Genomic DNA, 11696 nt, shown 5'->3' with positions numbered 1-11696 from the left:
TCAGACGATGGCGATGGGATGAGCATGAGCCGGGTGGCGAATGACCTCCATCGGGATGCCATAAATGGCGTTCAGGGTCTCGCTGGTCATGATCCCCTCAGGTTCGCCGTGGATGAGCAGGCGGCCAGAGTGGAGCGCCACCAACCGATCACAGAAGCGGGAGGCCATATTGATGTCGTGAATGACGATGATGACCCCAAGGTTTAGCTGACGGCTCAACTGCTTGACGAGCGTGAGCACCTCCACCTGATGGGCCACATCCAGCGCGGCCAGCGGCTCGTCCAGCAGGATGAAGCGGCTCTCCTGGGCCAGCAGCATCGCCAGCCAGACCCGCCCCCGCTCGCCGCCGGAGAGGGTATCCACCAGCCGATCGGCAAAGCGTTCGGTATGGGTAAGGGCGATGGCCCGATCGACCTGAAGGTGATCCTCCGCCCCCATCCGGCCCAACAGGCCGCGCCAGGGGTAGCGGCCCATCTCCACCAGCTCCCGCCCGAGCAGATTCTCGGCGCTCGGCAGATGCTGGGGCAGATAGGCTACCTGACGGGCAAACTCCCGGTTGCCCCAGTCGGGCAGCGGTTTGCCATCGAACAGGATCTCGCCGTCGCTCAGGGGTTGCTGGCGAGCCAGCAGCTTGAGCAGGGTAGATTTGCCGGAACCATTGTGGCCGATGAGGCCATAGACCTGTCCCTGCTCGAAACGCAGGTCGGTGGGGTGCAGCAGCGTGCGGTCATTGACCGTGAAGCTGGCTGATTTCATCTCGAACATAAGCAATTCCTGTGCTGGCTTGCCGCCAGTCTCATCGGTGCCGGCATCAAGCCGGCACCTCGCAATCCAGATGGGCGATCGCATCGCGGCTCACTGCGGCACGGCGCACGCCGATCAGTTCAGTGAGCTGGCCCTGACGCATCTCCAGCAGGCGATCGGCCAGCGGGAAGTAGTGATCGTCGTGGCTGATGGCGATCACCGTCTTGCCCATCTCCCTGAGGCGTGGCAACAGCAGCTGATAGAAGATGCGGCGGAACTGGGGATCCTGATCTGCGGCCCACTCGTCAAACAGCATCACCTCGCGCTGCTCGGCTAGCGCCAGCAGCAGAGCAACCCGCTTGCGCTGCCCCTGAGAGAGTTCTATATCGGCAATAAAGCCATCCTCGATGGTGAGCTTGCTGCCCATCTGCAGCCGCTCCAGCCACTCGGCGACCAGCTCATCCTTGGGTTCCGGCCCCAGCAGGTGCTGGAACAGGTGATAGTCGGTGAAGATGGCGGAGAAGAGCGCCAGATAGCCGTTGCGATCGGTGATCGGCTCGCCATCCAGCAGGATCCGGCCCGATACCGGCTGATAGAGGCCGGTCAGCAGCATGGCCAGCGTCGACTTGCCGGATCCATTGCCGCCGATGATGAATATCTGCTCACCTTTTCCGATGACCAGATCGATGGGGCCGACGGCAAAGCCGCCCTCCCCCTGATAGTGAAAGCTCACCCGCTCCAGCTCGATACGCTGCCAGGGGCGGATGGCGGGCGGCAGCGGAAAGTCCGCGTCCGGCTCTGCCAGATTGAGGGCGGCGATCTTGTCGAACGCCACCTGAGCGGCAAGCAGGGTCGGCAGGGCGCCAATCCCCTGCAACAGCGGGGTGCGCAGGAACAGCAAGGTCAGCGCAAAGGTAGCCGCCACATTGGTGTTGGCCCAGCCAAGGCCGTTGGCCAGAAAGAAAACCAGGCCGATGGCCCCCAGCATCATGATATTCGACCAGTTCACCGCGCTCAGGTGATAGGTGTCGGCGCGGATGATCTGCTGGCGGTAGTCACGGGCATTCTGCTCATAGAGCTGGTGGTAGACGAAGTGGGCCCGCTCGCGGTTGAGTGCCAGCTCCTTGCTGCCGGCGATGATGGCCTGATAGTTCTGATAGAGCCGATCTTCGGCCTGACGCATTTGGGAGAGATGGCGATAAACACGGTTCACCAGCAGCCAGCCCACCACCATAGTGACGGTAACCCAGAGCGCGGTAACCCCGAGCAACGCAGGAGAGAGCCAGCCGAGGTAAAGGGCAGAACCCAGCGTGAGCACCAGCCCCTGCACCAGCTCCGGCAGACGCACGAAGGCGATGGTGATCTGGCCGATATCGCTGGAGAGAGAGGCCAGCAGCGGCCCCTGACCAATCTGGCGGATGCGGGCGACATCGGTATCCAGCAGTTGCTTGAGCAGACGGCTACGTAACCGGTAGACAAAATGGTGACCGATAGTGGTCAGGGCCAGCTGAGAGCCGAGCGTGATCACCAGCAGCAGCACTATCAGGCCGACCAGCTGACCGAGGATCGGCAGCGGATCACCTATAGATTCGATAAGAGACTGATTAATAAAAGCAATGACGCCAATCCCGCTGACGGCACTGAGCAGACTGAGCAGGGTAATGGCGATAAAGGGCCAACGATATTGGCGATAAACCAGAGACAAGAGTTCCATGACAGGCCGCTATGCAGAGAAATGTTCAGATCAATGAACGGGGAAAAGGGGGCGAAGGCCAAGGCCCTCGCCCGCCCTCTGTTACCAGCGGTAGTTGATGCTGCCCACTACGCTGCGCGGCTCGCCGTAGTAGCAGTAATAGTCACAACTGGCCACGTAGGTTTCACCCAGCAGGTTGTTGACGTTGAGCTGGGCACGCCAGTTCTTGGCAAAGTCATACCCGATCATCGCATCCCAGACGGTATGGGCTGGCACCTCGGCAGAGCCGTAGATGGGGGTATAGTCCGCATTCACGGCGCCAATACCCACGCTGGAACCGATATAACGCACACCGGTACCCAGCTCCAGACCCGAAGCCACCCCTTGCTGCACCTTGTAGTTACCCCAGAAGGAGGCCTGGTGGCGCGGGATCAGGCTGGCACGGCGATCGCCACTGCCGGTGTCGTTGGTTTTGGCATCGGTGTAGGTATAAGCAGCGGTCAGACGCAGCGCATCTGTCACCTGCACGCTCCCTTCCAGCTCAACCCCCTGAGAGGTCACTTCACCCGCCTGGGTCTGCTGGCCGGAACCGGTAGAGACCAGCGAGTTGGTCTGGGCCAGATCGAACAGCGCCAGATTGATGTAACCGTCGAGGAAGGCAGGCGCATACTTCACGCCGGTCTCGTAGAGCTTGCCCTTGAGCGGCTTGTAGGAGTTTCGGGTGTTAGGATCGATCCCCGGCAGCACCTCGAACGACTCGGCATAGGCAAAGTAGGGAGAGAGGCCGTTGTCAGCCAGATACATCAGGCTGCCCGAGAGGGAGAGCTCGTGATCGTACTGGCGCTCGTCCTTGCTGGTATTGGTGTTGTGGGTCTCCACATAGTCGAAACGGCCACCGCCAGTCAGCAACCAGCGGTCGTCCCAGCGGATCTGGTGCTGGGCATAGAGGCCGCTCTGGCCCTTGGCGCTCTTCTGGTGAGTAGCAGTCGAATCGTCAAAACCGGGGAAGCCGCTGTAATCCGGGTTCATGGTATTGATGGAGCCCATGGCGTAATTGTCGGCCTCGACACCTTCATTGACATGGCGCTGCAGATCCACCCCCAGCAACAAGGTTTGCTCGGTGCTGTCGGTGTTCCAGTAGCCCACCATCAGGTTATCCATGGTGGCACTCTTGGTATTGCCATCGCGGTAAACCAGACCGCGGTAGGCGGTCGTGCCTTCATAGGTCGGGAAGATATAGGTCTGGCGCAGCAGCAGATCGTTGTAGTTGAAGCGGACGTTCTGCTTGAACTCCCAGGTCTGGTTGAGCTGGTGGGCCAACTCGTAACCGGTGGAGATCTGGGTATTTCGATTGCGATCGTAATCCGGCTGGCTCAGGTTGGTGGAGGGATCGATCTGGCCACCCGAGGTGTTCAGGGTGCCATAGACCGGGAAGAAGCCGTTGGTCGGGACCCCTTCGTCGTGCAGGAAACTGGCCAGCAGGGTCAGGCTGGTACGATCCGAAAGATCGAAGGTGACGCTGGGCGCCAGATAGACCCGATCGTTATAGGTGCCGGTGAGCACGCCATCACGCTCTTTATAAAGAGCAACCATGCGGTAGCGGCTGTTGTCGGAAAGCGCGTCAGATACATCCACCCCGACCTGACGATGATCCCGGCTGCCAAGTTGCAGATCCACCTGCCCTTGCGGCGTGGCGGTCGGTCGCTTGCTGATGGCATTGATCACCCCGCCCGGAGGCGCCTCACCGTAAAGGATCGAGGCTGGCCCCTTCAGCACTTCCACACTCTCCAGACCGAACGGTTCCGGAGTCCAGACATAATAGCCGGTGCCAAACAGCCGGTTGCCATCCAGATAAGAGGCGGCATCAAAGCCACGCACCTTGAACCAGTCGGTGTTGTTGTCGGAGCCATAGAGGCCGGTCAATACGCCGGAACGGTAGCGAATCGCTTCATCCAGCTGCAACACGGCGTGCTGATCCAGCTCCTCCCGGTTAACCACGGAGACGGCGCGAGGGGTCTCGGCCATCGGCACTTCCACCTTCATGGCAGTACCGGTCACCACCATGGTTTCGCTGGCTTTGGGCAGCTCAGCGGCGGCCTGTTCGGCCATCAGCGGCAGGGAGACGAGCAAACCGGAGAGTGAAAGCACGCCGAAGGCGCCCTTCTTGCCGGGTCCTGTAGTGTATTTTTGCGCAATCATATTAAAGTCTCGTCTATCAATGAGTTATGTTGTTTTAATTGTTATTTTTGGTCGTTTTTAACGACATCACCCTGTTCCATGGGCGAATAAAGCAGCGCAATCCTACTACAGGAGCCGTGATCGAATCGATTCAATAATTGCTAATCATTTGCATCTGCATTGTTATCTATCTGCATCATTGGCTGGATTTTACGGGGGATGGGAGTCATAAGGAGAGCCATTTGCGGAGAAAAAAATGAAGGGGAATATAAGAAGCAGAAAAAAGATCGGCTGGATGGATCCGGCGGCATTACCTGACTAGAGCCATTATCCCCAAGCTTTATCCATATTTATCCACACCCTTTGGCGGTAGAATCCGGCTTTGCGTTTCTTTGTCTGAAATCAGGATCCATTCCATGGCCAAACTCAATATCGTCGTCGGCTCTATGCTGGGCGCTGCCGAATATGTCGCAGACCACGTCGCCAACCTGCTGGAACAGGCTGGCCACCAGACCCGGATCCACAACCCGGCCAAGCTTGCCGAGGTACTGGATGATGCGGGATCCATCCTGCTGGTGGTCACCTCTACCCACGGTGCCGGCGATGTTCCCGACAATCTGCAACCCTTCGCCAAGGATCTTGCCGAGCAGCATCCAGATCTTAACTCACTGAAATATGGCGTGATCGCTCTGGGAGACAGCAGTTATGACACCTTTTGCCAGGGTGGCAAAACGCTGGATCAGCTACTGGCCGAGTGCGGTGCCAGCCGGATCGGCCAGCGGCTCGATATCGATGTGACCCAGCACGAGATCCCGGAAGATGCCGCCGAAGTGTGGATCAGCGACTGGATGGCGATGATCGCCTGATCAAGGGGTGGAAGATCCTGAAAAAATACTTGATCTTCCCACTTATCCCCAGATCAACTATCCACTGGGTTATTAACAGATTGATCCGAATGAGTTGTTCTACATGGTTACCCACAACGCCCAGGGTGATTGTGCATAACTACAGTGTAAAGCTCTGCAAAACCTATAGTTATCCATGTATGAGATCCAACGGCCAACTGCCCTGTGTATAAAAGTGCTGGTTATCCCCCTGTTCACCGAGCCAGGATCCAAGCTTTTCCACAAGCTAGGATCGCTCTTAAATTAATGATCTTTATGATCAAAAAGCGCTTATCAACAGAAAGGGTGGATCCTAATAGTAGATCCAATAAAAGATCGATCTAAAGATCCTTAAGATCTAATTACCGGATCCTCCCTTCTTACTGAACGTTAAGTAGACGTTCCCCTCAGGGCGCGAAACAGATAGAATGTTTCGCCCTTTAGCCCAGGCAAATAATGATCTTCAGGCGTGCAGATCAAGGTGATCCCAATGCAATACCATGAACAATTTGATGTGATCGTCGTCGGTGGCGGTCATGCAGGAACCGAAGCAGCAACAGCGGCAGCCCGAATGGGCATGAATACCCTGCTGCTGACCCACAATATCGATACGCTGGGGCATATGTCCTGTAATCCGGCGATCGGCGGGATCGGCAAGGGACACCTGGTCAGGGAAGTTGACGCACTCGGCGGGATCATGGCGCGTGCCACCGATCTTGCCGGGATCCAGTTCCGTACTCTCAACTCCTCCAAGGGGCCAGCAGTACGAGCTACCCGCGCTCAAGCGGATCGTCTGCTCTACAAGGCGGTTGTCCGGGATATGCTGGAGAACTATCCGAACCTGAAGATCTTCCAGCAAGCCTGCGATGATCTGATCATGGACGGGGATCGTGTAGCAGGCGTGGTGACCCAAAGCGGGATCCGCATCAGCGGCAAGACAGTCGTACTGACGGTTGGCACCTTCCTGAACGGTTTGATCCACATCGGGATGCAAAATTACAAAGGCGGTCGTGCCGGGGATCCTCCCTCGATCGCGCTGGCTCAACGCTTGCGTGAACTGCCGCTGCGCATCGATCGCCTTAAAACCGGTACACCACCGCGGATTGATGCCCGTAGCGTCGATTTCTCGCTGATGCAGGCCCAGCATGGCGATGATCCTCGTCCGGTCTTCTCGTTTATCGGTAATGCCAGCCAGCACCCACGTCAGGTGCCCTGCTACGTCACCCACACCAACGAGCGTACCCACGAGGTGATCCGCAACAACCTGGATCGCAGCCCGATGTACGCCGGGGTGATCGAGGGGATCGGCCCACGCTACTGCCCGTCGATCGAGGACAAGATCACCCGTTTTGCCGACAAGACGGCACACCAGATTTTCGTTGAGCCAGAAGGGCTGACCACTCACGAACTCTATCCGAACGGGGTATCCACCAGCCTGCCGTTTGATGTGCAGGTGCAGATCATTCGCTCCGTTCGTGGTTTTGAAAATGCTCACATCACTCGTCCTGGCTACGCGATCGAATATGATTTCTTCGATCCGCGGGATCTCAAGGCCAACATGGAGAGCAAGTGCATTCCAAACCTGTTCTTCGCGGGCCAGATCAACGGTACCACCGGTTACGAAGAAGCTGCTGCGCAAGGTCTGATGGCTGGCTTGAATGCCGCATTGCGTGCCCAGGACAAGGATCCTTGGCATCCCCGCCGGGATCAGGCCTATATGGGGGTGATGATGGACGATCTCTCCACCCTGGGTACCCGCGAGCCTTACCGCATGTTCACCAGCCGCGCCGAATATCGCCTGCTGCTGCGGGAAGATAACGCGGATGTCCGTTTGACTACCGTCGGTCGCGAACTGGGTCTGGTGGATGATGAGCGCTGGAGCAAATTCAACACCAAGATGGAACAGGTTGAGCTGGAACGTCAGCGTCTGCGATCGACCTGGATCCACCCGCAACACCCGTCACTTGCGGCGGTGAATGCGCTGGTTACTACCCCGCTAAGCCGTGAACAGAGTCTGGAAGAGCTGCTGCGTCGCCCCGAGGTGACCTATGATGCGCTGATGGCCATCGAAGGGGTTGGCCCCTCGGTGACCGATCATGCCGCCGCAGAACAAGTTGAAATCCAGATAAAATATGCAGGTTACATCGAGCGTCAGCATGATGAAGTAGCCAAGCAGCTACGTAACGAGAACACCCTGCTGCCGCAGGATATGGACTATCACCAGGTGAACGGCCTCTCCAACGAGGTGAAAGCCAAGCTCAGCGATACCAAGCCACAGACCATTGGTCAGGCCTCGCGGATCTCCGGCATTACCCCGGCGGCCATCTCCATTCTGCTGGTTCACTTGAAAAAACACGGCCTGCTGCGCAAAACCGCCTGAGGATTCTTACCGTTGGAAAACATGCTGGAAAGATTGAACGGCCTGCTCAAGCAGGCCGAAATTGTTATCACTGATACTCAAAAGAACCAACTGGTGCAGCTAGTCGAGTTGCTGCACAAGTGGAACAAGGCTTACAATCTCACCTCGGTCCGTGAACCGGACGCCATGCTGGTCAAGCACATCCTCGACAGCCTGGTGGTGAGTCCCCACTTGCACGGTGAGCGCTTCATCGACGTGGGGACCGGCCCTGGCTTGCCAGGCTTGCCGTTGGCGATCATCAATCCGGACAAGCAGTTCGTGTTGCTCGACAGCCTGGGCAAGCGGATCAACTTTATCCGTCAGGTGATCCAGGAGCTGGGTCTGACCAATGTCACGCCAGTCAAATCTCGGGTTGAAGAGTATCAACCGGACATCGGGTTTGATGGGGTACTGAGTCGGGCCTTTGCCTCGCTGGAGGACATGTTGAGCTGGTGTCATCATCTGCCATCCGAGCAGGGTTGCTTCCTGGCGCTCAAGGGGCAATATCCCGAGCAGGAGCTTGCCCAGTTGCCTGCCAATATCCGTCTGGTTGCCTGCCATGAGTTGCGGGTGCCGGAGCTGGAAGGCGAACGTCATCTGCTGGAATTCAAACATATCCAGCCCGAATAGGGTCGCAGTTTTATTTAGGGGATAGTGTGGGAAAAGTCATCGCCATAGCCAACCAGAAGGGTGGTGTGGGTAAAACCACCACCTGTGTGAATCTGGCCGCCTCCATGGCTGCCACCCGGCGCAAGGTGCTGGTGATTGATCTGGATCCGCAGGGCAATGCCACCATGGGCAGTGGTGTCGATAAATACGATGTCGAGCGCACTGCCTATGAACTGCTGATCGAAGATGCCCCCGTTGCTGAGGTGATCATTCGTGAAACCTCCGGTGGTTATCACCTGATTGCCGCCAACGCCGACGTGACCGCGGCAGAAATTCGTTTGATGGAGTTCTTTGCTCGCGAGATCCGCCTGCGCAATGCGTTGGCCTCGGTGCGGGACAAATACGACTACATCTTCATCGACTGCCCCCCCTCTCTCAACATGCTGACCGTGAACGCCATGGCTGCCGCCGATTCTGTGCTGGTACCGATGCAGTGCGAATATTATGCGCTGGAAGGGCTCACCGCCCTGGTCGACACCATCAGCAAGCTGGCTGCGGTGGTCAATCCGCAGCTCAAGATCGAAGGGGTGCTGCGCACCATGTTCGATCATCGCAACCGGTTGGCCAATGATGTGTCCGATCAGCTTAAACAGCACTTCGGCGACAAGGTCTACCGCACCATCATTCCCCGCAACGTTAGACTGGCGGAGGCCCCGAGTTTTGGCGCCCCGGCCATGCACTACGACAAATCATCGGTGGGCGCCAAGGCCTATCTGGCGCTGGCTGGCGAGATCCTCCGTCGCCAGGAGCAAGAGTGTCAGCTGCCCATCGCAGACCGAGAGAGCATATGACGCCAAAGAAACGCGGACTGGGCAAAGGGCTGGACGCCCTGCTCAGTACCAGTACGGCTGCCCGCCAAAAACAGGTGATGAGCGATCAGCGCACCGAGCAGGCCATGGCCCCTACCAATCAGGGCGAACTGCGCAAACTGCCGGTGGAGTGGTTGCAGTCAGGCAAGTACCAGCCCCGCAAGGACATGTCCCAGGACGCATTGGAAGAGCTTGCCAACTCGATCCGTACTCAGGGGGTTATTCAGCCCATCGTCGTGCGCCCGCTCGGCGAACAGTCCTTCGAAATTATTGCTGGTGAGCGGCGTTGGCGCGCTTCCCAGCTGGCCCGTCTCGACGTAGTGCCGTGCATCGTCAAGGATGTCCCTGATGAGGCTGCGGTGGTCATTGCGTTGATTGAAAATATTCAGCGGGAAGATCTCAATGCCATCGAAGAGGCAGTCGCTTTACAAAGATTGCTGACCGAATTCGAACTCACCCACCAGCAGGTGGCCGAGGCGGTGGGCAAGTCGCGTACGACAGTGACCAACCTGCTGCGCCTCAACCAGCTCAACGATGACGTGAAGCGCTTCGTTGAGCACGGTGACCTCGATATGGGTCATGCCCGTGCTCTCCTGACGCTCAGTGGTCAGGCTCAGTCCGATCTCGCCAAGCTGGTTGCCCAGAAGGGACTGACTGTACGGGATACCGAAAAACTTGTGAAAAAGGCACTCGAACCGGCCAAAGCCAAGCTGGAACTGGTCACGGATCCCCAAATTGGTTATCTGGAACGTCAGTTGGCAGAAAAAATTGGCTATCAGGTACAGCTTCAGCCTGGCAAGCGGGATAGCGGTAAGTTAGTAATAAGTTACGAGAACTTGTCCGATTTGGACCGCATATTGGGCTATTTTGGCGTGTCGGAATCGTGATTTTTACGCTTTTTGTAGTAATAAAACATCCATTACTTTTGATATGAACGTAACCTTAATTCTCTGCGGAAGGCCGCAAAAAATAAGGATTTTTGTCATATTGCAATAGCTGCCCTCAAGGGTATAATTTGACCGGCTTTAAGAGCTGTTAACATGGGGTCTTCGGATCCCGATTTTTTACAGTTCTGTAATGTTCAGGGGTCGGTTGGTGAAGCAGAAATTAGCCTTGGAAGGTTTGACACTGGCCTTGGTTATGCTCGTTTGTCAGCTCATCCTGATCCTGGCGATGAGTGCCGTCTGGTTTTACCTGACTGGTGCCAGCGCCGGTTATTCCGCCCTCTACGGAGGGGGGATGTACTGGGTTCCTCAAGCCTTGTTTACTGTCTGGGTGTTGCGCCGCAAGGTGACAGCCGAGAGTGTAGGCCTGGTTTTGCGGGACTTTTATGGTGGGGCTGGGATTAAGCTCATTTCGACGGCGGGCCTGTTTGCCCTGCTGTTCGGTGCGGGAGTCGAGGTCGTTACCGTCTCGTTTTTTGCCACTTATATCCTCGCCCTCGTTGTACAGTGGATGGTCTCATTCACGCTTAACAACCACTATTAGGAAAACTCATGTCTGCAACCGGAGAAGTCCTGACTCCTCAGGGATATATCTCCCACCACCTGACCCACCTTCAAGTCGGGTCCGGGTTCTGGACGGTCAATATCGACTCAATGATATTTTCCGTCGTGCTAGGCGCCCTGTTTATCCTGTTGTTCCGCCGTGTAGCAGTCAATGCTACCAGTGGTGTACCAGGTAAGCTGCAGTGCTTTGTGGAGATGCTGGTCGAGTTTGTGAATGGTAACGTCAAAGACATCTTTCACGGTCGCAACAAGGTCATCGCACCTTTGGGACTGACAGTGTTTGTGTGGATCTTCCTGATGAACTTCATGGATCTGATCCCCGTTGACTTTATCCCTCACGCTGCACAATTGATGGGTGTCCCCTATCTGCGTGTGGTTCCCTCCGCTGACGTTAACATCACCATGTCCATGGCTTTGGGCGTGTTCTTCTTGATCCTGTACTACAGCATCAAGGTAAAGGGTATCAGTGGGTTTGTGAAGGAGCTGACGCTTCAGCCTTTCAACCACCCGGCTGCCATCCCGGTTAACTTCATCCTGGAAACTGTTACGCTGATTTCCAAACCTGTTTCTCTGGGTCTTCGACTGTTCGGCAACATGTATGCTGGCGAACTGATCTTTATCCTGATTGCGGGTTTGTTACCCTGGTGGTCACAGTGGATCCTGTCCGTGCCTTGGGCAATTTTCCACATCCTGATCATCACTTTGCAGGCATTCATTTTCATGGTTCTGACCATCGTCTATCTGTCGATGGCGCAGGAAGACCATAATTGATGCAACTCAAATAATCCTTTTTATACAATCAATTACATCTAA

The 11696-nt window shown here is 56.5% G+C and carries 10 protein-coding genes; 7 read left to right on the top strand and 3 right to left on the bottom strand.

Going from position 1 to position 11696, the window contains the following annotated elements; all coding sequences use genetic code 11:
* The 3 genes from CK911_RS17245 to CK911_RS17235 all read right to left on the bottom strand — a co-directional run bounded on the left by CK911_RS17245 (position 1) and on the right by CK911_RS17235 (position 4636).
* Positions 1-765 carry an ATP-binding cassette domain-containing protein gene (locus tag CK911_RS17245; RefSeq protein ID WP_098971483.1) on the bottom strand — a complete coding sequence of 255 codons (765 nt, stop codon included), beginning with the start codon at positions 763-765 and terminating at the stop codon, positions 1-3.
* Positions 766-811: 46 nt separating this feature from the next.
* A complete protein-coding gene (locus CK911_RS17240; RefSeq protein ID WP_098971481.1) occupies positions 812-2458 on the bottom strand; it encodes a multidrug ABC transporter permease/ATP-binding protein in 1647 nt (548 codons plus the stop codon).
* Positions 2459-2539: 81 nt separating this feature from the next.
* Complete coding sequence (locus CK911_RS17235) at positions 2540-4636, bottom strand: TonB-dependent siderophore receptor (RefSeq protein WP_098971479.1); 2097 nt, start codon at positions 4634-4636, stop codon at positions 2540-2542.
* Between the two features lie 395 nt (positions 4637-5031).
* Here CK911_RS17235 and mioC point away from each other — a divergent pair, with 395 nt between their 5' ends.
* The 7 genes from mioC to atpB all read left to right on the top strand — a co-directional run bounded on the left by mioC (position 5032) and on the right by atpB (position 11654).
* Complete coding sequence (gene mioC, locus CK911_RS17230) at positions 5032-5481, top strand: FMN-binding protein MioC (protein WP_172954042.1); 450 nt, start codon at positions 5032-5034, stop codon at positions 5479-5481.
* A gap of 508 nt (positions 5482-5989) precedes the next feature.
* On the top strand, positions 5990-7879 hold the full coding sequence (mnmG, locus tag CK911_RS17225) for a tRNA uridine-5-carboxymethylaminomethyl(34) synthesis enzyme MnmG (RefSeq protein WP_098972759.1): 1890 nt from the start codon (positions 5990-5992) through the stop codon (positions 7877-7879).
* A gap of 21 nt (positions 7880-7900) precedes the next feature.
* Positions 7901-8527, top strand: coding sequence for a 16S rRNA (guanine(527)-N(7))-methyltransferase RsmG (rsmG, locus tag CK911_RS17220; protein WP_042023014.1), 627 nt, complete (start codon positions 7901-7903; stop codon positions 8525-8527).
* Positions 8528-8553: 26 nt separating this feature from the next.
* Positions 8554-9357 carry a ParA family protein gene (locus CK911_RS17215; RefSeq protein ID WP_042022953.1) on the top strand — a complete coding sequence of 268 codons (804 nt, stop codon included), beginning with the start codon at positions 8554-8556 and terminating at the stop codon, positions 9355-9357.
* A complete protein-coding gene (locus CK911_RS17210) occupies positions 9354-10262 on the top strand; it encodes a ParB/RepB/Spo0J family partition protein (RefSeq protein ID WP_098971475.1) in 909 nt (302 codons plus the stop codon). The genes CK911_RS17215 and CK911_RS17210 overlap by 4 nt, the downstream gene beginning before the upstream one ends.
* A gap of 190 nt (positions 10263-10452) precedes the next feature.
* On the top strand, positions 10453-10863 hold the full coding sequence (locus tag CK911_RS17205) for an ATP synthase subunit I (RefSeq protein WP_042022951.1): 411 nt from the start codon (positions 10453-10455) through the stop codon (positions 10861-10863).
* 8 nt (positions 10864-10871) lie between these two features.
* Positions 10872-11654 carry a F0F1 ATP synthase subunit A gene (gene atpB / locus CK911_RS17200; protein WP_042022950.1) on the top strand — a complete coding sequence of 261 codons (783 nt, stop codon included), beginning with the start codon at positions 10872-10874 and terminating at the stop codon, positions 11652-11654.
* Positions 11655-11696: the final 42 nt, after the last annotated feature.

Source organism: Aeromonas sp. CU5, from assembly GCF_002586745.1.
Classification (GTDB): domain Bacteria; phylum Pseudomonadota; class Gammaproteobacteria; order Enterobacterales; family Aeromonadaceae; genus Aeromonas; species Aeromonas sobria.
This window is presented reverse-complemented; position numbering and strand designations above follow the sequence as displayed.

Coding starts and splice junctions, on each gene's coding strand:
- CK911_RS17245 (WP_098971483.1), bottom strand. CDS start 765: ATGTTCGAGATGAAATCAGCCAGCTTCACGGTCAATGACCGCACGCTG.
- CK911_RS17240 (WP_098971481.1), bottom strand. CDS start 2,458: ATGGAACTCTTGTCTCTGGTTTATCGCCAATATCGTTGGCCCTTTATC.
- CK911_RS17235 (WP_098971479.1), bottom strand. CDS start 4,636: ATGATTGCGCAAAAATACACTACAGGACCCGGCAAGAAGGGCGCCTTC.
- mioC (WP_172954042.1), top strand. CDS start 5,032: ATGGCCAAACTCAATATCGTCGTCGGCTCTATGCTGGGCGCTGCCGAA.
- mnmG (WP_098972759.1), top strand. CDS start 5,990: ATGCAATACCATGAACAATTTGATGTGATCGTCGTCGGTGGCGGTCAT.
- rsmG (WP_042023014.1), top strand. CDS start 7,901: ATGCTGGAAAGATTGAACGGCCTGCTCAAGCAGGCCGAAATTGTTATC.
- CK911_RS17210 (WP_098971475.1), top strand. CDS start 9,354: ATGACGCCAAAGAAACGCGGACTGGGCAAAGGGCTGGACGCCCTGCTC.
- CK911_RS17205 (WP_042022951.1), top strand. CDS start 10,453: ATGTTCAGGGGTCGGTTGGTGAAGCAGAAATTAGCCTTGGAAGGTTTG.
- atpB (WP_042022950.1), top strand. CDS start 10,872: ATGTCTGCAACCGGAGAAGTCCTGACTCCTCAGGGATATATCTCCCAC.